This window comes from Flavobacterium granuli, assembly GCF_031456055.1.
GTDB lineage: Bacteria > Bacteroidota > Bacteroidia > Flavobacteriales > Flavobacteriaceae > Flavobacterium > Flavobacterium granuli_A.
On sequence record NZ_JAVDTX010000003.1, the window covers coordinates 73392 to 98228 of the forward strand.

Here is a 24837-nt window from a genome sequence, read left to right on the forward strand (position 1 = left end):
TGTTATTTTTAATTACAATTAGTTAATTTGAAACAAAAGTAGGACGATTTTCTGTAACAACAAAATAAAATGTTAAATAAAACACTTCGTAAACACAAAATTTAACAATTATATTACAGCAAGTCTCTTACCCACAGCTACAAAAGCACTAATTGCTTTATCTAAATGTTCTTTTGTATGTGCCGCAGACAACTGTACTCTTATCCTTGCTTTGTCCTTAGGCACTACTGGAAAAAAGAAACCGATGACATAAACCCCTTCTTTTAATAACTCATTAGCCATATTTTGAGCTAATTTTGCATCATATAACATTACCGGAACTATAGCCGAATCCCCTTCTACTATGTCAAATCCTGCTTTTTCCATTCCTGCTTTAAAATAATTGGTGTTCCATTCCAATCGATCTCTAAGGCTAGTATCTTTTTCTAACAACTCAAATACCTTGATTGACGCCCCAACAATAGCTGGTGCTAATGAATTTGAAAACAAATAAGGCCTAGAGCGTTGACGTAACAATTCTATTATTTCTTTTTTTGCGGTTGTATAGCCTCCCATAGCACCTCCCAAAGCTTTTCCTAAGGTCCCTGTTATGATATCAACACGACCCATAACACCTTTAGCTTCTAGAGTTCCTTTTCCAGTTGCGCCAATAAATCCTGCTGCATGACATTCATCAACCATAACCAAAGCATCATACTTATCAGCTAGGTCACAGATTTTGTCTAATGGTGCTACAATTCCATCCATAGAGAAAACACCATCGGTAACTATTATTTTAAATCGAGCTCCTGTTTCATTGGCTTTAATCAATTGTTGCTCTAAATCTTCCATGTTGCTGTTTTCATAGCGATAACGAGCCGCTTTACATAAACGCACTCCGTCTATTATAGAAGCATGATTTAGGCTATCCGATATAATGGCATCGTTTTCTCCAAATAAAGGCTCAAAAACCCCTCCATTTGCATCAAAAGCCGCTGCATACAATATAGTATCTTCAGTTCCATAGAAATCGGCAATCTTTTTTTCCAGTGTTTTGTGAATGTCTTGTGTTCCACAAATAAAACGGACGGATGACATTCCAAAACCATGAGTATCCATCGCATCTTTCGCAGCTTGAACCACTTCAGGATGTGACGAGAGTCCTAAATAATTATTAGCACAAAAATTTAAAACTGTTTCCCCTGTCGAAATGGTAATTTCTGCTCCTTGGGGAGAAGTTATAATTCTTTCTTTTTTAAAAATTCCATTTTCTTCAATATTTTGAAGCTCTGATTGTAAGTGTTGTTGAATTTTACCGTACATTTTATTAGGTTTTAAATCTTAAAGTTTAAAGACAGATAAGCCATAAACTTCGCTATTTGACAATTATTTATTTTTTTACAAATGTACTACATCGATTTCTTCTCCTATGTACACGAGTGCTTTTTTTAATACTTTGAATCCCATTTTCTCAATTGCCATTTGATAATTTTCCAATTGATACTTATATTTTGGATTAGGAAGACCTGTTTTATAGTCCAATAAAAAAACTTCTTTTGCTTTATTAATCACAATTCGATCTGGTTTAATAGTACCACCCTCTTTTTGAATGATTGTTTTTTCATTCAAAACTTCATTTCCTTCGCCAAAATGTTCAACTAAATCTTGATGATTTACTATTTCAATAATTGCATTATAAACAATGTCTTTTTGAAATATCGTAATCAATCCGTTTTCAATCGCTTTACTAATTGCCAATTCAACATCATTTTTTGTAGCTATAAAAGAAAGTATTTCGTGTATCACATTACCAAACTCAATAGCTTCCAATTGATGCGTTCCCCACATTAATGCTTCTCTTTGTGCAATTTTTATATTTTTCGGATTCAAAACCGCAGAAACTACAGGAATGTTTTTTGAAGTATCAATATGTTTGGATTTTTCAGATAACTTAATTTGATCTCCAAATTTGTATTCGAGTTGATTTTCATCATAAACCCCCTCTTGTATCAAATATTTTATAAAAAATGAAGCCATATTACTTGGGTATTCTCCATCTTTTCTTGGCTTTATATTTTGAGAAATAACATATAATTGCTCTTCAGCCCTGGTTAAAGCCACATACAATACATTAATGTTATCTAACAATTCTTCTTGCTTTTTTAAATTATAAACAAGAGAAGCTTCCTCCCCAAATTCTTCAATAGCACTACTGTTATCAACCAGTATTTTTGGCATATCAAAATCTTGTTCTTCCGAATTAAGCCATAACTTATCTTTCGGTTTTCTATTATAATCTTCTTCGGCAAAAGGCATTATTACAACTGGAAATTCCAATCCTTTTGATTTATGAATAGTCATAATCCGAACCGCATTTGTCCCCTCGGGAGAAGGAATGCTGAATTTCTCCGAATTTTTGTCCCAATAATTCAGAAAATCCGAAATTCCTGCCTGATTACGCACATCTCGTTCTAAAACAATGTCTAGAAAATATTGGACATAAGCACTAGATGACGATTGTGCTTCTGAATTTTCATTAGTTTTCAAAAACTTAGAAATAATTATTTCAACGGCTTCATATAATGATTTCTTTCTAATATTCTGAAACGAAAGTTCTATGTTGCAGTTTTCAAGCCATTTTTCAAAAGTCGTTTCCTCTTTTAATTCCATTCCTTTAGCTATAAAATCATGAACAGGCAATTCATCTTGTTTGTTTTGCGCCAAATACTGCAAAAAGTTGGCCTTTGACTCCAAATCAGAACTATTCTTCAAATATTTTAAAATATGAATAATCAATCGAACTTCAGTTGCGTTTTGAATCATCAATGTTTCGGAAGACAAAAGTGGAACGCCTTGTTCCGTTAAATAATTCGCAACAGCAATTCCCTGGCTTCTTTTTCGAGTCAGAATTACAATGTCTTTGTATTCAAAACCTTCTTTTACAACTTTTTGTATTGTATTTAATGTGGCCAAAACATACAAATCCGTTTTATCCAATATCTCTTCATCCTCTTCTGACGATTCAATTTCAGGTAAAAAAGAAATATTCACATAACCACCAACTTTATTATTTATCTTCTGATGGCTGTGATTTTCGTATAAATCTTTATAATCGGCATTGCTGAATTCATTTGACAATAATTGAAAAAAGTCATTATTGAATTCAATTACCTGCGAATAACTTCTGTAATTCTTGTCTAAATGCTCTAGTTTTTTTTCTGGATTACTGAAAGGATTTTGGTTTTTACTTAACTCAATAAACTGCTCTGCTTTACCTCCACGCCAACGGTAAATAGATTGTTTTGGATCGCCAACAATCATTAAAGTTCCTTTTTGTCCAGAATCATCTTGACCAGAAAGCGCATTATCAATAAGTGGAATCAGGTTTTGCCATTGCATTTCGGAAGTATCCTGAAATTCATCAATAAAAAAGTGACGATACTTTTCTCCTAATCGTTCATAAATAAAAGGAGCTGGCTGATTTTGGATTTCTCGGTGAATAATCGCGTTGAACTCGGTTATCGACAATACATTTTGTTCGTTTTGAATTTTTGTCAATTCATTACTAACCGTATTTAATAAAGATAAAGGAGTGATGTTTTTCAAAAAGGCTTTATAGAAATTTCGCTTTTCGAAGTTTTTGTATATTTCTGAAAGACTTTGTAACAAATCGGGGATTATATTTTCTATTAACGCTCGGTCCTTTGCCGTTTTATTGATGGCAATATCATCGAACTCCCTAAACATTTTGTTTTTTGAATTGAATTTTCCATCTGCTATGCTTTGAAGATGATTGGGAAAAGTTCCTCTTGAAAATGATTTTAAATCAATGGTATTGTTCTCAATTAGCAATAATAGTTCACTAGCAAGGCTTGCATTTTCTTTTTCCAAATCTTTACAGATTTGAACTAATTTTTCTTTTACGGCTATAAAATCACTGATCGATTTATCATGAAAATGAGTAATCTCATTTCGGTTATTTTCATTCAACACTAATTTTCCCGTTTCCAAAATTTCTCGGGAGATATCCCAAGATTTATCATCATCGGTTTTTTCCATCGTGAAATCGATGAGTAATTTGGTCAGCGTTTCATCTTCCCCGGCTTGCGCAATAATAGCATCTACCGCTTCGGTTAGCAGGTTTTCGGTATCCAAAGTTACTTCGAAAGTCATGGGTAAGTCCAAATCGTGAGCAAAAGCACGAATTACTTTGTGTGTAAATTTATCAATCGTGGATATATCAAAAGCAGCATAATTATGAATAATGTGCTTAATGATTTGTTGGGATTTGATTTTTATTTGAATTATGGAAAGTCCTGTATCAACAGATAAGTCCTGCATTAGATCCGAAGCTTTGGAATTAGGTTCGTCTTTGGCGAATTCGGACAAACTGCCTACGATTCGGCTTTTCATTTCGTGCACCGCTTTGTTGGTAAACGTTATGGCTAGAATATTTCGGTAAGCATCATTTTTGTTTGCAGTAAGAATGATTTTGAGGTATTCTTTTACAAGAGCATATGTTTTTCCTGAACCTGCGGAAGCATCGTATATGGCAAAAGAAGGTCTCTCCATTTGGATTTTAAATTAACAATTATAGACTTCTGATTTACACTAAAGATTCTTAAAATTCGAAATGCCCTAGCCCCGATAGAAGTGGAAATCCTTTTTAGTTGCTTTTTCTGCAACTAAAAAGATTACTTCACTATACTTTTATTTTCATCGGAGTTCAGTGAACTTCGTTTGAAACGAATAGCGGGAAATAGCTCCTAATTACAAGGATTTAAATAATAAGAATTGTAATATCATTTTATTTGATGAAATTATAACGAAATAGAATTTTCAATTCCAAAGTTAAATGTTTAATTTTGAATAAAATATTTATAAATCATTAAACAACTATATTATGGCTTTTGAATTACCACAATTACCTTATGCGTATGACGCATTAGAACCTCATATTGATGCTCGTACAATGGAAATTCACCATTCAAAGCACCACAATGCATATACAACAAATTTGAATGCGGCTATTGCTGGAACTGATTTGGAAGGAAAAACAATTGAGAATATCTTAATTAACCTAGATAAAAAGAATGCTGCGGTTCGCAATAATGGTGGAGGATTTTACAATCACAACTTGTTTTGGACTGTTATGTCTCCAAACGGTGGTGGATTACCAACAGGTGAATTGTTAGAAGCTATCGAAAGCTCTTTTGGTACTTTTGAAGAATTTAAAGCAAAATTTGCTAAAGCTGGTGCTACACAATTTGGATCAGGTTGGGCTTGGTTATGTGTGCAAAAAGGTGGTAAACTTGACGTTTGTGGAACTCCAAACCAAGATAATCCATTGATGCCAGAAGTAGGTTGCGGTGGAACTCCAATTTTAGGAATGGATGTTTGGGAACATGCTTACTATTTAAATTATCAAAACAGAAGACCTGATTATATCGAAGCTTTCTTCAATGTAATTAACTGGACAGAAGTAACTAGACGTTTTGTTTTAGAGAAATAGTTAGAAGAAAATAGAATAAAGAATATTGAGAATAGACGGATGAACTTATAGTTTGTTCGTCTATTTTTTTTGATCAATACTTTTTATCTTTTTCTATTCTCTAAATTCTATTTTTTCTTGAGACTTTATTCCAATAAAAAAGGTGAAATGTTACTTTCACCCTTTTTGCCCCAAATCTACCATAAACTTAACCTACTAAAAATTATGGTAGTCAAATATACATTGGAATAAACTGTTTTAATACTATTTTCGATGAATACCCTAAATACTCGTTAAATAGTCAATTTACTGGTTGTCAATTAATTAAATCTTATTTTTTTAAAATAAAAAAGGTGAAATGTTACTTTCACCCTTTTTGCCCCAAATCTACCATAAACTTAACCTACTAAAATTATGGTCCTCAAATATACATTGATAATCACTTTATTGAAAATATTTTCGATGAATGTCACAAATACACGTTTATTAGTTAATTTATTGATTTTCAGAGTATTTGACTTGTTATTTTACTCTTAATTTATTTAAATAAGAAATCTGACTTTATACCAATAAAAAAGGTGAAATGTTACTTTCACCCTTTTTGCCCCAAATCTACCATAAACTTAACCTACTAAAAATTATGGTAGTCAAATATACTTTGAGAAATATTCCTTTTAAAATATATTCGATAAATGCCCTAAATACTCGATTATTGGCTATTTTATTGATTTTCAATATTTTAAATCATTTTTTACTTGCAACTATCTCTCTGTCAGACTAATCGTTAAAATCTAAAACCTGACTTTATTTCAATAAAAAAGGTGAAATTTTACTTTCACCCTTTTTGCCCCAAATCTACCATAAACTTAACCTACTAAAAATTATGGTAGTCAAATATAGTTTGAGAAATATTCCTTTTAAAATATATTCGATAAATACCCTAAATACTCGATTATTAGCTATTTTATTGATTTTCAATATATTAAATCATTTTTTACTTACAACTATCTCTCTGTCAGACTAATCGCTAAAATCTAAAACCTGGCTTTATTCCAATAAAAAAGGTGAAATTTTACTTTCACCCTTTTTGCCCCAAATCTACCATAAACTTAACCTACTAAAATTATGGTAGTCAAATATACTTTGAGAATTATTCCTTTTAAAATATATTCGATAAATGCCCTAAATACTCGATTATTGGGTAATATGTTGATTTACATAACATTTAGTTAATTTTACTTACAACACGCTCGTTGTCAGTCTCATATTGTAAAATTCAAAACTTGACTTTATCCCAATAAAAAAGGTGAAATTTTACTTTCACCCTTTTTGCCCCAAATCTACCATAAACTTAACCTACTAAAATTATGGTAAGCGAATATACTTTTAGAATTACGGCTTTGAAAATAAACTCGACAAAACACATACAAACCCGTTTATCGGTAATACGAATTAATATGCTCTAGCGTCTTTTCCTTCGTAAAAATTCATGAAAGCTCTATTAACCACTCGGTTACCTCCTGGAGTAGGATAATCACCCGTAAAATACCAATCTCCCAAATTTTTAGGGCAAGCAATATGTAAATCTTCCACCGTTTGGAAAATAATTTTCACTTCTGCGTTAATTTCTGGTGAACTTAGCATTTCGGCTATTTTATTTGAAATCTCTTGAGCAGCAAATGGTTCATATATAGCAGTAACGTAATTTACAACGTCATTATCATGGTAATTTTCTTGAGCTTTACACTTAGCATAAACATCATCAACTATATGATATAAGTTTCTTTCCTTTAACAACTCCAATGCCGCTCTAAAGGCAACAAGGCCTTCCAGTTTTGCCATATCAATTCCATAGCAATCCGGAAATCTAATTTGTGGTGCTGATGAAACAATTACAATCCTTTTTGGATTTAAACGATCCATCATTTTAATGATGCTCATTTTAAGAGTTGTCCCTCTTACGATACTATCATCAATTATAACAAGATTATCTGTTGGTTTTATTACTCCATAAGTCACATCATAAACGTGAGCCACTAAATCGTCTCTACTACTGTCTTCGGTAATAAAGGTTCTCAATTTAGCGTCTTTTATAGCAACTTTTTCGGTTCTTATTTTTACAGAAAGTAATTTTTCTAAAGAGTCAACAGTTAATGTATCTTTGTTTTCAAGAATGAAATTTTTCTTTCTTTGATTCAAAAAGTCTTGAGCCGCTTCAACCAATCCGTAAAAAGAAGTCTCGGCTGTATTTGGAATATATGAAAACACTGTGTTATCTGTATCGTTGTCAATTGATTCTAACACCGCTGGTAGAATTAATTTTCCTAAATTCTTTCTTTCCTGATAGATTTCGGCGTCACTACCTCTAGAAAAATAAATGCGTTCAAAAGAACATGCTTTTTTTATCGTTGGTGTAACTATTTCTTTCATAGAAACCTCTCCATTTTTCTTAATAATCAAAGCACTTCCTGGGTCAATTTCTTGAACACTTTCAAAAGGTACATTAAAGACTGTTTGGATAACAGGTCTTTCAGAGGCTACAACCACAATCTCTTCATCTTGGTAATAATAAGCGGGGCGAATTCCAGCGGGATCTCTGAAAACAAATGCGTCTCCATGTCCCAATAAACCAGCCATAGCGTATCCACCATCAAGATTTTTAGCTGAACGGGAAAGAATTTTTGCAATATCTAAACGATCTGCAATAACTGGCGAAGCTTCTCTTTTAGAATAACCCTCAGCTTTACAATCTTGGTATAATTGCATTACTTCTTTGTCCAAAAAGTGACCAATTTTTTCCATTACAGTAACTGTGTCCGCCATTTCTTTTGGATGTTGCCCCAATTCAACCAAGTTCTCAAAAAGTTCTTTAACATTAGTCATGTTAAAATTCCCTGCCAGAATCAGGTTTCTGTGCATCCAATTGCTTTGACGTAAAAATGGATGAACACTTTCTATACTGTTTTTGCCAAATGTCCCATAACGAACATGGCCTAAAAACAACTCACCAATATAAGGAATATTGGACTTCAATTGTGCTACATCATCCGCATATTCTGGATGAGCCTCCATTTCTTCGTTTATTCTATCATTTATTTGTTTGAAAACATCTTGAATCGGTTGCGCATGATTGGAACGTACACGACTGATGTATCTCTCACCAGGTTCTACATCCATTTTAATACTTGCAAAACCAGCACCGTCTTGACCACGATTGTGCTGTTTCTCCATCATTAAATACATTTTTTGGATACCATAGAAAGCAGTTCCGTACTTTTCTTTATAGAATTCAAGGGGTTTTAAAAGTCTAACTAAAGCTATTCCACATTCGTGTTTTAAAGCGTCGCTCATTGTTTTATTGTTTGTAGTTATTGGTATTTAATGGTGTTTCAATTATTATCATTCTAATAAAATACGGTGCAAATTCGTACTCTTTCTTATAAATATTGACTGTACTAATTAAAAAAAGCCTCATATAGAGGCTTAAGAACATTATAATTCTATTTCAAACTGGGTCAGAGACTTGAACTGCTTCAATCTTGAGACCACTTCTTTTTTATCTAAATCAAGCATTCGTTCTGTTCCAAATTTCTCTACACTGAAAGAAGCTAAATTGGAACCATGAATTATTGCATTTTTCATATTATCGAAAGAAACATTTTCGCTTTGCGTAATAAATCCTGAAAAACCACCTGCAAAAGTATCTCCTGCTCCAGTTGGATCAAAAACTTCTTCTAGGGGCAAAGCTGGAGCAAAGAAAATTTCTTCGCCATGAAACAATAAAGCTCCGTGTTCTCCTTTTTTGATTACCACATATTTTGGTCCCATTTCGTGAATTTTTGCGGCTGCCTTTACCAAAGAATATTCTCCTGAAAGCTGACGCGCTTCTTCATCATTTATTGTAATAACATCTACTCTTTTGATGATTGCTAATAATTCTGGTAAAGCACAATCCATCCAAAAGTTCATGGTGTCCAAAACTACTAACTTAGGTTTGGTTTCCATTTGGTCCAAAACGCTGCTTTGTACTAATGGATGTAAGTTACCTAGCATCACAATTTCGGCATTTTTATAGTCTTGAGGTACTTTCGGTTGAAAATCGGCCAAAACATTAAGTTCTGTAACCAAAGTATCTCTTGAATTTAAATCGTTGTGGTATAATCCGCTCCAGAAAAAAGTTTTACCTCCTTTGACAACTTCAATTCCTGAAATATCAATATTTCTATCAGTTAACAAATCAAGATATTCTTGTGGAAAATCGTCACCAACTACAGATACAATAGCTGATTTCACATTAAAAAAAGAAGCTGATATTCCAATGTATGTTGCTGCTCCCCCTAAAATTTTATCTGTTTTTCCAAAAGGAGTTTCAATTGCGTCGAAAGCTACTGTTCCAACAATCAATAATTTATTCATTATATGAGTTTCGAATTAGGGTGCAAAGATAGTCCATATGTTGCAATATTGCAACGGGTGACTCTATCAAAGTTTTCATAAAAGTTTACCTTCTTCTTTTTCATAAAAAGCATCAATAGATAGTTGCTTTTGCATAGCAGCCATAACGGCTAATTCGTCACATCTTTCATTTTGTGGATGGTTATTATGTCCTTTGATCCATTTGAAATCTACTTGATGTTTTCTGTATACAACTAAAAAGCGCTTCCATAAGTCAGGATTTTTTTTACCTGTATATCCTTTCTTTTCCCATCCAAAAACCCATTTTTTTTGCACCGAATCCACAACGTATTTTGAATCCGAGATGACTAAAACTGAAGTATTTTCGTTTTTCAACTTTTCAAGACCTACAATGACTCCCAACAATTCCATTCGATTATTGGTTGTATAGCGAAAACCTTCGTAAAATTCTTTTTTATAAGGTTTGCCAACCCATTCCATGACTACTCCATAACCTCCGTTTCCGGGATTTCCTTTGGCAGCACCATCAGTATATATATGTACGTCGTATTCCAAAGCTATGAAGTTAGAGATTAGAAGTTAAAAGCTTTTCAATAATCTCTGGAAAATGTTCTTGTTCCAATGCGTGGATTTTTACTGCTACAGATTCTGGGGTATCGATTTCAGAAAGAGCAACACTTTGTTGAAATATTATATTGCCCTCATCATAATTCTCATTTACATAATGAATGGTTATTCCTGTTTCTTTTTCATTGTTTTCCACTACAGCTTTATGAATGTGCATCCCATACATTCCTTTCCCTCCAAATTTTGGCAATAGTGCCGGATGTATATTTATTATGCGATTTGGATAGGCTTCAATCAAATTTTCGGGAAATTTTAATAGAAAGCCTGCTAAAACTATCAAATCAGGTTGAAAATCAATAACATTTTGTAGTGTTTTTCCTGAATTTAATTCGTCTTTTGAAAAAATAACAGTCGGAACAGCTAATTTTTTTGCTTTATCAAGAACGGTTGCATTTGAATTATTTGAAAAAACCGCTACCACCGTTCCAGTAGATCTACTGCCAAAATATTTTATAATATTTTCAGCGTTAGTCCCCGATCCAGAAGCAAATATCAGTATTTTTTTCATAATTCGTTATTTTAAATTTATGCAAAAAAAAGAATAAAAAACGAAATTAAATAGGTTTAAGAAATCTTTGTTGAAATAAATTTTATAAATTAGTACTCACATTTATTCACTAAATTGTTGTTTTAAAATAAAGTTGTTTTATTTTTGCCAACAAATTAAATTCTAAAATTAAAAGATTATGTCAGACATTGCATCAAGAGTAAAAGCGATTATCGTAGACAAATTAGGTGTTGACGAAAACGAAGTTGTAACAGAAGCAAGCTTCACTAATGATTTGGGAGCTGACTCATTAGACACTGTTGAGCTTATTATGGAATTCGAAAAAGAATTTGATATCCAAATTCCAGACGATCAAGCAGAAAACATCGCTACTGTAGGTCAAGCTATCTCTTACATCGAGGAAGCTAAAAAATAATAATGACACACCCGATTTCTAAAATTTTAAAATTTTAAGAATCGGGTGTTATTATTTGATTAAATAAATTTTTCGATTGAATTTCAATCAAATTATATTTACATTATAATACCCATGTCTCTTTTAGTTACTTCTTATAGTATAGAAAGCATGGGCTTTATTTGTTAAAAGATAACAAAAATAAAAACGTTATGGTTTTAAGAAGAGTTGTTGTAACAGGCCTTGGTGCTCTTACTCCCATTGGTAATAATATTGAGGAATTTTGGAATGGTCTAATCAATGGCGTTAGCGGAGCTGCTCCAATAACTTATTATGATGCTTCAAAGTTTAGAACTAAGTTTGCCTGTGAAGTTAAAAATTTCAATGTTGAAGACTTTATAGACAGAAAAGAAGCAAGAAAGATGGACCGTTATGCACAATATGCTATGGTTGCATCAGACGAAGCTGTAAAAGATGCCGGTTTTGATTTTGAAAAATTAGACAAAGATAGAGTAGGTGTTATCTGGGGTTCAGGAATTGGAGGATTGGAAACTTTTCAAATAGAGGTTCTTAATTTTGCAGCCGGAGATGGAACACCAAAATTCAATCCTTTCTTCATACCAAAAATGATTGCAGATATAGCAGGTGGTTTAATCTCAATGAAATATGGACTTAGAGGTCCAAATTTCACGACAGTTTCAGCTTGTGCATCATCAACAAATGCTATCATTGATGCTTTCAATTACATCAGACTAGGTCATGCAGATGCCATAGTTACTGGTGGTTCAGAAGCAGCTGTAACAATTGCAGGAATGGGTGGCTTTAATGCCATGCATGCCTTATCAACTAGAAATGACGACCCAAAAACGGCTTCAAGACCTATGGACAAAGACAGAGATGGATTTGTGTTGGGTGAAGGTGCTGGAGCATTAATTTTAGAAGAATACGAACACGCTGTTGCTCGTGGAGCAAAAATCTACTGTGAAATTGGTGGAGGCGGAATGTCTGCAGATGCTTATCACATTACTGCACCACATCCTGAAGGACTTGGAGCTAAAAATGTAATGCTAAACTGTTTAAGAGATGCTGGTTTAGAACCAACTGACGTAGACGGTGTAAATATGCATGGAACTTCAACTCCTCTAGGTGATATTGGAGAATCAAAAGCAATTCTACACGTCTTTGGTGAGCACGCTTACACAATGAACTTGAATTCAACAAAATCAATGACAGGTCACTTACTTGGTGCTACTGGAGCAATTGAAGCTATATCTTGTATTCTTTCATTAAAACATGGTATTGTTCCTCCAACAATCAATCATTTTACAGATGATGAAAATATTGACCCAAAATTAAACTTTACTTTTAACGTTGCTCAAAAAAGAGAAATGAATGTTGTTATGAGTAATACATTTGGTTTTGGTGGCCACAATGCTTGTGTTTTGGTGAAAAAATTAGATTACAAAGCATAAATGCGTATATTAAAAAAAATATTCTCAAAATCCCGTTCTCTAGAAGACGGGATTTTTTTTGATGCTATTCAACCTATTCTTGGTTTCGACCCTGTAACGTTAGAATATTACAAAAAAGCATTTACACATCGCTCATCCAATCGTATCGATTTAAAAGGAAACCCAGTTAATTACGAAAGATTGGAGTTTTTAGGAGACGCAATGCTAAGTTCTGTAATTGCCGCTTATTTATTTAATGAAGCTCCACTTGGAGACGAAGGTTATTTAACAAAAATGCGCTCTAAAATAGTCAGCAGAGAACATTTAAACGAATTGGGCAAAGATTTAAATTTAATTCAATTTGTCGAAAGCAAAGTACCTGTACATCATTTTGGAGAAAACATACATGGCAATATATTCGAATCTTTAATCGGAGCCATTTACTTAGACAAAGGGTATGAATATTGTGAAAAATTCATTCAAAAAAGAGTTATCATCCCTTATGTTGACATTGCTCGACTGGAAGGCAAAGTCATCAGCTACAAAAGCCTTGTAATTGAATGGTGTCAAAAAGAGAAAAAACAGTTTCACTATGACATATTTGAAGATAATGCTATTGATGGTCAACGCTTATTTGGTGTAAAACTTAGTATTGATGACAAAGTAATTGCTAAAGCCAGAGCCACTTCCAAAAAGAAAGCAGAAGAGAAGGCATCACAACGCGCTTACTTTGCTTTTCAAGAAAAAATTGACAGAAAATAACTATTCTCTTATCAATACTACATCGTTTTCGTTAATAAAATATCAAAATCATATCTATGAAGCTACCTTTTGCGACAATAGAAATGCTATATTTACATCTTATTTTTTAATGAAATGGCAATTCACAAGCTGGATTTTGACGATTTTGACAAAATAGACTACAGTCTTATTGCAATACATACTTCATTGGAAGATTACAGATTGGCTTATTTTATCAATAAAAAACTTCTTTTAAATCTGAATAAATCTATAACAGAAATTCAAATTTCAATAAAAGAAGGGGAAACCCATTTTTCTAGATTTCATTATTATGAAAAGAAAAAAGATATTACCTGGGATTTGATACAGAATAAAAACGAAGTCATTCAACAAAAAAGAGAACAGAATCAAAGTTTATTTTCAAATGTAGATTTAGAAGTAGCTACAAAAGTGTATATGCTTCCTGAATTTAAAAAAGTGGAATACTTTTTGAAGGTACAAAATTGCGACGATAACTTGAATCTTTTGGAGATATTAAACACATTGAATACAATAGACAATATTTCTACAACGTATATTGTTGACACAAATAAAATAAAATCAAAAAACAATTTAATTTTTTAATACCAATGCATACAAATAAAAAGACCAAAATTGTAGCCACACTTGGGCCTGCATGTAGCACAAGAGAAATCATAAAAGACATGATTGAAGCAGGTGTAAATGTATTTAGAGTAAATTTTTCCCATGCTGATTACGAAGACGTAAAAAACAAGATAAGCATTATTCGTGGTATAAACGAAGAATTTGGATATACTACTGGAATTTTAGGAGATTTACAAGGACCTAAATTACGTGTTGGAGTAATGGAAGATGGAGTTGTTGTAAATGATGGTGATTTAATCACTTTTACAACTGCAGAAGATATAATTGGTACTTCGAAGAAAGTATTCATGAAATACCAAAATTTCCCTAACGACGTAAATCCTGGAGAAAGAATATTACTTGACGACGGAAAATTAATTTTTGAAATCGTTGAAACTGATAAAAAAACAGAAGTTGTAGCCCGTGTTATTCAAGGGGGTGAATTGAAATCAAAGAAAGGGGTAAATTTACCAAATACTAAAATTTCATTACCTGCAATGACTGAGAAAGACGTTGCTGATGCTATTTTTGCAATTGAGCAAAAACTAGACTGGATTGCTCTTTCATTTGTAAAAACACCTAGAGACTTACAAGATTTACAGGAATTGATCGCTAAACATTCTGAGCATAAAATTCCAATTATAGCCAAAATCGAAATGCCTGAAGCATTAGAAAACATGGATAGAATTGTGGCTTATTGTGATGCTTTAATGGTAGCTAGAGGAGATTTGGGAGTTGAACTTCCTGCTCATGAAGTGCCATTGGTACAAAAAGAATTGATTCGCAGAGCTAAAACAGCTAGAATCCCTGTTATCGTTGCGACTCAAATGATGGAAACTATGATTACCAGCTTGACTCCAACTCGTGCTGAAGTAAACGACGTAGCCAACTCTGTAATGGATGGTGCTGATGCTGTAATGCTTTCTGGAGAAACGGCTACTGGAAACTATCCAGTTCAAGTAATCCAAAAAATGACTCAAATCATTGAAGCAGTTGAAGATTCACCGCTTATCCAAGTACCACAAAACTCACCGCAAGTAAGAACAAATCGTTTTATCACTAAAACCATCTGTCAAAATGCTGCTATTATGGCCAATTCTATCAAAGCAAAAGCTATTTGCACTTTGACAAACAGCGGTTATACTGCATTCCAAATTTCGGCTTGGAGACCTTCTGCACACATTTTGGTTTTTACTTCCAATAAAAGAATTTTGACCCAGCTTAATTTATTATGGGGGGTAAGATCTTATTATTACGACAAAAGAGTAAGTACCGATGATACTGTTACTGATGTAAACAACATCGTAAAAGAAAAAGGATATGTAAAAAAAGGTGATTTCTTAATCAACTTGGCTGCTATGCCTATTGTTGAAAAAGGAATGGTAAACACTTTAAGAGTTTCTGAAATAGAATAACTTTTAGTACATTAAAATATAAAACCGTCTTAAATCTTTTAAAGGTTCAAGACGGTTTTTCATTTAAATTTTTAATTATTTTTACAGGAAACAAATCTAACTTTAATGAATCGCTTTTCACTGTTTGTTATTATTTCACTTCTATCTTTTCCTTTATTTGCTCAAAATAATTCAACTAATTTATTGCTTGAAATAGACAAAACTATTGAAAACAATTCCTATTATACACAAAAGAAAGAACACGGAATTACACAACTTAAAGTACTATTAAAACACACCATTGATCCTGTACAAAAATATAATATTACACAAAAACTATATAATGACTACCAATCGTATCAATCCGATTCTGCTTTGGTTTATGCTCGAAAGAATTTTCAAATAGCAGTAAATCTGAATGAGCTTGAAAAATTAAATCAGGCTAAATTTAATCTGGTTGCCATTATGGGTACATTAGGCATGTACAAAGAAGGAGTTGATGTATTGAATGCCATTACAATTGAATCTACTCCCATTTTAAAAGGTTCTTTTTATGGTGTTAGTAGGGTAATTTACGGGCAAATGGCAGACAATGCTTCTTCCCAACAAGAAAAAGAAGAATATCTTTTGCTGTCAAAAAAATACCTAGATTCCTGTGTGAATTTTTACCCTCATAATTCCAATCCATTCATTATCGCAAAAGCCGATTGGTATTTAGTCCATAAAAAGCATAATGAAACTCTCGATTTGTTACTTCCTTTATTTCCAAAAATTCAACAAAATGACCCTAATCGGGCTATAATATCCTATATCATTTCACAAGCATACAAACAGAAAAAAGATAGAAATCAGGAAAAAAAATGGCTAAGTATTTCGGCCTTATCCGATTTGCAGTTGGCCAAAAAAGAATACATTTCGCTTCGATCATTGGCCTTTCTACTTTATGAAGATGGTGATATTGATAGGGCCTACACTTATATAAAACGTTCTCTCGATGATGCAGTTGTGTGCAATGCCCGCTTGCGAACTTATGAAATATCTAAGATGCTTCCAATCATCAGCGAATCGTATCAACAACAAAATGAAACTAATAAATTTCAATTGGTTGTGTTTTTAATTAGCGCAAGTTTTTTGGCCCTCGTATTACTTACCCTTTTGTTTTTACTCTTTAGACAAATGAAAAAATTATCTAAAGCAAAGAGCGATTTAAGTTTAGCTAATGATAAACTTTCTGAATTGAACACTGAATTAAACACTTTTAATGAGAAACTAAATCTTTCCAATAACACTTTGACTGAAGCCAATTTTTTAAAGGAAATATATATTGGTCGCTATATGGACCAATGTTCTGATTATTTAGGAAAACTGGATGAATACCAACGAAAACTAAATGTATTGGCAACTACAGGAAAACTGAATGATTTAGTAAGCGCAGTAAAGTCAAAAGAATATATCGAAAATGAATTAAAGGAGTTTTATGCGAATTTTGACAAAACCTTTTTACAACTATTCCCTAATTTTATTCATGATTTTAATGCTTTATTAATCCCGGCAGATACCGTTCAGCCAAAAGAAGGTGAACAGCTCAATACCGAATTAAGAATTTTTGCTCTCATTCGTTTGGGGATAAAAGACAGCGCCAAAATTGCTGTGTTCCTCAGATATTCCATTTCCACTATTTACAATTATCGCTCGCAACTTAAAAATAAATCGGCTGGTCCTAGAGACGAATTTGAAGAAAAAGTAATGCAAATTGGGACAAGCGATAAATAAAATTTCTCGTTTTAAAGATTTATTGAAATTAAATCTCCTCCAGTTTTAATTTTCAATTCACTTTTCAACCACTTTTTTTAAAATCAAAACAAATACAAATTATTGATTGCAAGTGTTTTAAATTGTATTTTTGAAATAACAATCTACTTTTTTAAAACAATTGAATTTTTCAAACCCTAAAGCATCTACTTTTACTTTCACGAAAACGACTTATCATTTTTAACAATTAATAAATCGATTTCGCTGAAAGTTATTCGAAAAAATCAACCTCTAATTTATATAATAAAAAATGAAACATTTACTTCACACAGCTCTGTTCTATTTTTTTGTTTTGCAGTCTGCCAATTCCCAACAATTGAAATCTCCTAATGGAAAATTCATCATGGAATTTACTTTACAAAAAGATGGAACTCCAAGTTATAGTTTAAACTATAAAAACAAAACTGTCATAAAGCCAAGTAAATTAGGTCTTGAACTTAAAGACGACAAAAAATCATTATTAAATGATTTTACAGTAATTGACACCAAAACCACCACTTTTGACGAAACGTGGAAACCAGTTTGGGGCGAAGTAGAAAGCATTAGAAATCAATATAACGAATTGGCAGTTACGCTAAATCAGAAAGGAACAGACAGACAAATTATCATTCGTTTCCGATTGTTCAATGACGGATTAGGTTTTCGATATGAATTCCCAGCACAAAAGAACTTGGTTTATTTTGTCATAAAAGAAGAGAGAACTCAATTTGTCATGACTGGAGATCATACTGCTTTTTGGATTCCAGGAGATTATGATACCCAAGAATATGATTACACCACTTCTAAATTATCTGAGATAAGAGGCCTATCTGAAAAAGCAAAAACCGATAATTTATCCCAAACTTTCTTTTCACCAACTGGTGTACAGACTTCCCTTATGTTGAAAACAGCTGATGGATTGTACATCAATTTACACGAAGCTGCATTGATCAATTATTCTTGCATGCATCTAAATTTAGATGACAAAAACATGATTTTTGAATCTTGGTTAACTCCTGATGAAAAAGGGGACAAAGGATATATTCAAGCACCATCACATTCTCCTTGGCGAACTGTTATTGTAAGCGATGACGCTAGAGAAATACTGGCTTCTAAAATGACTTTAAATTTAAATGACCCTTGCAAAATTGAAGATACCTCTTGGATTAAACCTATAAAATATGTTGGTGTATGGTGGGAAATGATTTCCGGAAAAAGTACATGGTCTTACACTGATGAATTTCCTTCAGTTCAACTAGGTGTTACTGATTTTTCTAAAGCAAAACCCAACAGTACACATGGTGCAAATAATGCCAATGTGAAAAAATATATTGATTTTGCTGCCGCAAATGGTTTTGGTGGCGTATTAGTTGAAGGCTGGAATGAAGGTTGGGAAGACTGGTTTGGGCATTATAAAGACTATGTTTTTGACTTTGTTACTCCTTATCCTGATTTTGACGTGAAAGGGTTACATGAATATGCAAAGTCCAAAGGTGTAAAAATGATTATGCATCACGAAACATCTGGTTCGGTTCGTAATTACGAAAGACATATGGACAAAGCATATCAATTCATGAAAGACAATGGATATGATGCTGTAAAAAGTGGATACGTTGGTAGTATTATCGCTAATGGTAATAATCATTACAACCAATTTATGATAAATCACTATCAATACGCAATAGAAAAAGCAGCTGAATATAAAATTATGGTCAATGCGCATGAAGCGGTTAGACCAACAGGTATTTGCAGAACCTATCCAAACTTAATTGGTAACGAAGCTGCTAGAGGGACAGAATATCAGGCTTTTGGTGGATCAAAACCTAACCACGTAACATTATTGCCATTTACCCGATTAATTGGTGGTCCAATGGATTATACTCCGGGTATTTTTGAAATGGATTTAAGCAAATTTAGTCCAAACAACAAATCACGCGTAAACAGTACGATTGCAAATCAATTGGCACTGTATGTAACACTATACAGCCCGTTGCAAATGGCTGCAGATTTTCCTGAACACTACAATAAATTTCCAGATGCGTTCCAGTTCATTAAAGATGTTGCGGTAGATTGGAGCGAAAGCAACTATCTAGAAGCCGAACCAGGTCAATATGTAACTGTAGCCAGAAAAGCTAAAGGAAACAACAATTGGTTTATTGGGAATGTAAATGGATACGAACCTCGTACTTCGAATATCAATTTTGCTTTTTTAGAAAAAGGAAAAAAATACACAGCCACAATTTATGCTGATGGTAAGGATGCGAATTACAAAACAAATCCCCAAGCCTATACTGTTCGAAAAATACAGGTAACCAATACCTCTAAACTTTCTCAACTAAGTGCCGCTGGCGGTGGTTATGCGATAAGCGTTATTGAAAACAAAAAATAATTTTTTCTAATCCGAACGGATTAAAAAAAGTAGAACCATTAAGACATTAAGATTATTAAGCGCAGAAACTTAATTTTCTTAATGTCTTAATGGTTTAAAATTTATTGTTTTTCTCCAAAAATTTTAACGTCATCGACCATAAAAGCACCATTTAGAGTTTTGTTTTTACCAGAACCAATATATTTAAATGCAATGTGGATATTTCCTGAGTAGGCAGACAAATCAATACCTCCCGAACTGATAAATTCACGAGTAGGAGTCGATAAGGACGCAACTTTTGCGCCTAGTTTTACCCATTTTGCTTTTGATAAATTTGCGCCGTCAAAATTGTTGGAGATATATACTTCCAAAGTATTGAGGGGAGAATCGATTTTCAGATCGTGTTGTGCACTTCTGAAAGACAATACCACATTTTTATAGTCATTCAAATTAATTTTGGGAGAAACTAACCAGGCCACATTCTCTGCCGCCGTGGTACTTGTGGTGTTAAACTCGGCATAACCGTTGCCGCCATAGACGATGCTTTTCCACAACTTAGTGGCTTTTTCCACAATATTACTCCATCCTGGCAACGCAAAATTCACGTTGTTTTTAACCGATTGAAAATCTTCTGCGAAAAAAGGAACACTTCTCTTTCCAGTCAATACAACGTCTTTTTCTGATCGTACCATCAATTGATAATCGGTACCGAATTTTGTCATGATTCCACGTACAGTACCACTCCCTTCAGGCACTAAATGATCTGCAAAATCGGCATAACCGCTTGTCCTGAAAATAATTTGGTTCCCTGCTTTATCACGCAGATTCCAATTTGTTGCACCGCCCACATCGTTGGTTTCTTCATAATAATGCCGTCCTATTGCTGCTTCGGTAAACGCAACATCTTTCAATTCGATTAAAGTGTTTAGTTTTGCATCATCCAAAGCTTCCCCAACAGTAAGCTGTTTTACCAATTGATTTTCATCGATTATTGTACAAGAAGCATTCAAAACATTTTTATAATCGTTTGGGGAAATTCGGCCAACGCCTCCTTCGTTATACGAATTGACATAAATATCCCCAATACGCATTCCACCAAAATAAATATCCGTGTATTGATTTTTCATCTTGATATATACTTTATTGCCCAACCTAAAATCAATGTACGTATTCGAAGCGTCTACAGGAACGCTAAAACCCATCGCGGGTGTTGTGGCTGTCGCTAAAGTTTGAAACGAAATCGTCTTGAAAAAATTCCCCGCCTCATCACTAGAAACCACATAGGCTTCTATAATATCATCGTAAGTATATTGTGCCACTATGGAACTTGTGCTAGCGCGTACTTCTTCAACAGTCCGATTTACAATCAAATCGGGTTGACTGCAGGTCAAATTTGGCACATCAAACTCCTCTTTTGTACAACTCCCGAAAATCATTACAATTACTAAAAAAACAGTGTGGAATTTTAAGCTCATATTTCTTTTGTTTAAAATTTATAAATTGATGTACAGGTTTACAAAATAGGTTCTCCCATAACCATAAAAATATTTGTTCCCAAAATTGGGAGTCCCACTAGAAACATCTTGATTGAGTTGTCTGAAATTGGCATTTCTTGCTTGTTCGTAACCTCCAGTTTTGTAGGCCAAATCCAAAACATTATTTAGCGTTGCAAAAAGTCCAATATTCTTTCCTTTTATTCTCCAGGATTTCCCTCCGGAAATGTTTAGCAAAGTGAAAGGATTAAATTCTTCTTGCTTCAATAACTCTCTAGCTCTTTCTTCTGTAGCTTCAGGAAAATTAAAACCTGACTCAGGATTTTTATAGAAAGTATCAGTTCTCGAAATTGGGGAAATATCTATAAAGCTATTGGCCAAATAATTAATATTGGCACCAATCCACCAATATTTAGGATCTCTATACTCGATTCCTAAAGCAAATGCCTGTTGTGGCATTCCCGCCTGATGGTAATTTTTTAATGATGAAGTTCCAAAATCAAATACTGGATTTGGATTTTCAGCAGTCGCTTGAGCATCATTGATTATGGTGACATTCGGGTTGCTGTCAAACGTAAACTGACCATAAGCTGCCGAAAAATTAGTCATTATCGTTGGGCTTAATTGGTATTGAAAACTGAACTCAGCACCTAAATTCTTCTTATCCAAATGAGTCAAGGTCTGACTTACAAAAGCGTCGGTACTAGCATATCCTGCGCCATCGTCAAAAATCCCTTCGGCATAAAAGAAAGAAGTTTGTGTAATGTTTTTAATCTGGACATAAAAAAGAGTGAGGCGGGTTTGCCATTTTGGAGTTCGGTAAAAATAACTAGCATCCAAACTAATTATGTTTTCATTTTCTAAGCTAGCAACAATTGAATTATTCAATCGAGAATTAGGAAAGGCATTTCGAATTGTTGGCGCATTGGAAAGATACGCACCATTAAAACTGAACTGTTGTCTTCCTGAAATTTTGAAAAGTATTCCGCCTTTAAAACCAAAATTTTCAAACTGCAGTTTCTCGCTTTTGCCAAAAGAATTGGTCGGATAAATTCCATTTTGATACAAACCTTCTCTCTGATAATTAGTGCTTATGAAATTTTGTGCCAAATAAAAATCGACTTTATCGTAAGTAAATTTAAAGTTGGTAAAAAGATTTAAAGTATTAGCCTCGTAATTAAAGTTGTAACCATAAGTATCTCCCTCAACAACCTGCCTGTCGGGATTATTCAAATCTGATTGTGCTTGGTTTCCATTATAAAAAACATCAATATCATCAAAATACAAACCTCCCAATAAGTCCGTTAATTGTTGGTAATTATGAGATTTTAGATGACTGTAAAAACCACCTGCCGTAAAAAAAAGGATGTCGCTTATTTGCGTATTGAAGTTAGAATTAGCAGTTATTGTTTGGTCGTCAGTGTGGTCTTCATACAAAACGTAACGGCTTTTCGCGGGAGCAAAACCAGTAACATTCCCACTAGCATCAATAACTGGAGATTGATTAGCATAATACAAAGCATTCCAGTCAATTTGATTATTGGTTAGAAACTGCTCTTTGCTTTTCTCTGCATTCTCATAATCGGGAGTAAATTCTCCTGAAAACTCACCATTATCTGGTGCATACATCGAACTATAATAACTCGGCATTTTTCTATAATAAGTTGGATCCGGGCTATTGCCGTTTTGGTAATCAATATTACTGTTGGTGATTTTTCCAAATTGATAGGTCAAACTTGAATTCAGAGTTGAATAATCATTAATTGCATAAAAATGATTCAGCATTAAGATTGGCTCCTCAATGGTTTTTATTCTGGCATTTCTTTTTTTTCCATCTTGCCAACCCCAATACGATTATTCATAATTTAACAATTTTATATAGCTGTATATCAATACTTTAAAGTTTATAATTATAGTAATTTTTAAATATAATACTCTATTTGTTGTACAATTGTTGTACAATAGTACATTTTACATATCTTTGAAGAAAAAGAATCAGTATGAGTGTTAAGATTGTGTATAGGCCTGTAAATAAGGAATCTAAAGATGGTTATCTAAAAGTACGAATAATTGAAAATAGAGTACAAAAGATTAAAAGCTTAGGCATTAAGATTGAAGGTAAAAATTGGCTAGACAGTAAACAAAGAGTTAGTAAAAATGAAACTAACCACGATGCTATTAACAACAAACTTACCGAAGTATTAAAGGATTTAAACCATTACGATAACGACATACAAGTTCTTACAACTAGCAACAAAACAATACTAGAATTTTTTCAAAATACAATTGACACTACAATCAATCAAGGTACAAAACTAAAGTATATTGGCATTCGAAATAAATTCATTAACTATCTTGCTAGTATTAGCTATTCAGATTTAAAATTTAATCAATTAACAAATCAAAAAGTTCGAGAATTTCATAAATACATGTGCGATAATGGTAATGAAATTGATAGCGCAAATTACAATTTAAGAAGTTTTAAAACTGTAATTAATAAAGCCATACAGTTAAAGTTAGTTACTTATATTAACGACCCATTTTTTAATATTACATTAAAATTTTCATCAAAACGAAACAAGGCATTAACCGCAGATGATATTAAAACTTTAATTAGTATTAACTTAGTTGATTCACGAAAATTTATCAAAGGAAGAAACATAAACCTTAATGAAGTTCGTAATATTTTTCTTTTTCAATTCTTTTCACAAGGTTTACGAAGTTCGGATGTTATACTATTGCGTTGGTCAAATTTTCAAATTCAAAATGATGTAATAAAAATTGATTACACACAATTTAAAACTAAAAAAGGAATGACATTAATTTTGACACCAATGGCGTTAAAGATGCTAAACAATCCTTTATTTAGACTTGTGCCAACGTTAAAAGAACAGATTGAAGATATTGAATTGAGAAAAGAAGACCATATAAACGAAATACTAAAGTATAAGCAATTGTCAACACCAACAGCAAACAATGATGTTATGCAAGTGGTACAATTAGCAAGTATTGCAGATGATAACTACAAGCCAATAGCAAAAGAACACGCAAACAAGCAAGCTAACAACATTGCTTATAAGGGCATTATAGCAATGAATGAGGAGTTATTAAAAAAAATCGAATACGATGTGTATAATGCATATTTAATAGCAATACAAAGCATTGTCACAAGTGATAAGGTAAATGATTTTGTGTTTTATTTTTTAAATAATAATGACTATTCAAACTTTACAAATAAGATTTTTGATAATCTTAGCCATAAACAATATTCAATACTTACAAGCAGACGAGCGTATTATAATCAAATGCTTAAACTAATACAGAAACAAGCCAAAATACAATTAACATTAACCAGTCATATAGCTCGACATACTTACACCCAATTACTATTAGAGAATCAAGCAAGCGTAATAGATATAAGTCAATCGTTGGGTCATTCTGATTTAAGAACCACTCAGAAATATATAAGCAAATTACCATCGAGCAATGTGACTACAATCAACACATTACTATCAAATCAATTTAGTACTTAATTTTTT

The 24837-nt window shown here is 32.9% G+C and carries 17 protein-coding genes; 9 read left to right on the forward strand and 8 right to left on the reverse strand.

The features are described from left to right. Positions 1-108 precede the first annotated feature (108 nt). Both kbl and J2W95_RS07395 read right to left on the reverse strand, forming a co-directional pair. Positions 109-1302, reverse strand: coding sequence for a glycine C-acetyltransferase (gene kbl / locus J2W95_RS07390; protein ID WP_310005519.1), 1194 nt, complete (start codon positions 1300-1302; stop codon positions 109-111). A 75-nt stretch (positions 1303-1377) separates the two neighbouring features. Beyond that, positions 1378-4551, reverse strand: coding sequence for a UvrD-helicase domain-containing protein (locus J2W95_RS07395; protein ID WP_310005521.1), 3174 nt, complete (start codon positions 4549-4551; stop codon positions 1378-1380). A 331-nt stretch (positions 4552-4882) separates the two neighbouring features. Here J2W95_RS07395 and J2W95_RS07400 point away from each other — a divergent pair, with 331 nt between their 5' ends. Further along, a complete protein-coding gene (locus J2W95_RS07400) occupies positions 4883-5491 on the forward strand; it encodes a superoxide dismutase (protein ID WP_310005523.1) in 609 nt (202 codons plus the stop codon). A gap of 1431 nt (positions 5492-6922) precedes the next feature. Here J2W95_RS07400 and J2W95_RS07405 read toward each other — a convergent pair. From J2W95_RS07405 to purN, 4 genes are all read right to left on the reverse strand, one after another. After that, on the reverse strand, positions 6923-8821 hold the full coding sequence (locus J2W95_RS07405; RefSeq protein ID WP_310005525.1) for an amidophosphoribosyltransferase: 1899 nt from the start codon (positions 8819-8821) through the stop codon (positions 6923-6925). 141 nt (positions 8822-8962) lie between these two features. Next, complete coding sequence (locus tag J2W95_RS07410) at positions 8963-9886, reverse strand: PfkB family carbohydrate kinase (RefSeq protein WP_310005527.1); 924 nt, start codon at positions 9884-9886, stop codon at positions 8963-8965. A gap of 75 nt (positions 9887-9961) precedes the next feature. Further along, on the reverse strand, positions 9962-10441 hold the full coding sequence (gene rnhA, locus J2W95_RS07415) for a ribonuclease HI (RefSeq protein WP_310005529.1): 480 nt from the start codon (positions 10439-10441) through the stop codon (positions 9962-9964). Between the two features lie 10 nt (positions 10442-10451). Next, positions 10452-11021: a phosphoribosylglycinamide formyltransferase gene (gene purN, locus J2W95_RS07420; RefSeq protein ID WP_310005532.1), complete on the reverse strand. Its 570-nt coding sequence runs from the start codon at positions 11019-11021 to the stop codon at positions 10452-10454. Between the two features lie 178 nt (positions 11022-11199). Here purN and J2W95_RS07425 point away from each other — a divergent pair, with 178 nt between their 5' ends. The 7 genes from J2W95_RS07425 to J2W95_RS07455 all read left to right on the forward strand — a co-directional run bounded on the left by J2W95_RS07425 (position 11200) and on the right by J2W95_RS07455 (position 19826). Next, positions 11200-11436 carry an acyl carrier protein gene (locus J2W95_RS07425; protein ID WP_007137004.1) on the forward strand — a complete coding sequence of 79 codons (237 nt, stop codon included), beginning with the start codon at positions 11200-11202 and terminating at the stop codon, positions 11434-11436. 191 nt (positions 11437-11627) lie between these two features. After that, positions 11628-12887, forward strand: a complete 1260-nt coding sequence (fabF, locus tag J2W95_RS07430; RefSeq protein WP_310005534.1) for a beta-ketoacyl-ACP synthase II — start codon at positions 11628-11630, stop codon at positions 12885-12887. Further along, a complete protein-coding gene (rnc, locus tag J2W95_RS07435; RefSeq protein ID WP_310005536.1) occupies positions 12888-13628 on the forward strand; it encodes a ribonuclease III in 741 nt (246 codons plus the stop codon). A 114-nt stretch (positions 13629-13742) separates the two neighbouring features. Further along, entirely contained in the window at positions 13743-14231 is a 489-nt protein-coding gene (locus J2W95_RS07440) for an IPExxxVDY family protein (RefSeq protein ID WP_310005538.1), read from the forward strand. Between the two features lie 5 nt (positions 14232-14236). Then, complete coding sequence (gene pyk, locus J2W95_RS07445; RefSeq protein ID WP_310005540.1) at positions 14237-15667, forward strand: pyruvate kinase; 1431 nt, start codon at positions 14237-14239, stop codon at positions 15665-15667. Between the two features lie 105 nt (positions 15668-15772). Next, positions 15773-17419: a DUF6377 domain-containing protein gene (locus J2W95_RS07450; RefSeq protein ID WP_310005542.1), complete on the forward strand. Its 1647-nt coding sequence runs from the start codon at positions 15773-15775 to the stop codon at positions 17417-17419. A 289-nt stretch (positions 17420-17708) separates the two neighbouring features. Further along, entirely contained in the window at positions 17709-19826 is a 2118-nt protein-coding gene (locus tag J2W95_RS07455) for a glycoside hydrolase family 97 protein (protein WP_310005544.1), read from the forward strand. Between the two features lie 101 nt (positions 19827-19927). Here J2W95_RS07455 and J2W95_RS07460 read toward each other — a convergent pair whose 3' ends face one another. Together J2W95_RS07460 and J2W95_RS07465 are read right to left on the reverse strand one after the other, a co-directional pair. Beyond that, positions 19928-21280 (reverse strand): DUF5689 domain-containing protein, encoded by a 1353-nt coding sequence (locus J2W95_RS07460; protein WP_310005546.1) that lies wholly within the window; start codon positions 21278-21280, stop codon positions 19928-19930. An 18-nt stretch (positions 21281-21298) separates the two neighbouring features. Further along, positions 21299-23083: a TonB-dependent receptor gene (locus tag J2W95_RS07465; protein WP_310005548.1), complete on the reverse strand. Its 1785-nt coding sequence runs from the start codon at positions 23081-23083 to the stop codon at positions 21299-21301. Positions 23084-23298: 215 nt separating this feature from the next. On the opposite strand from J2W95_RS07465, the gene J2W95_RS07470 reads away from it, so the two are divergent. Then, a complete protein-coding gene (locus J2W95_RS07470; RefSeq protein WP_310005550.1) occupies positions 23299-24831 on the forward strand; it encodes a tyrosine-type recombinase/integrase in 1533 nt (510 codons plus the stop codon). Positions 24832-24837: the final 6 nt, after the last annotated feature.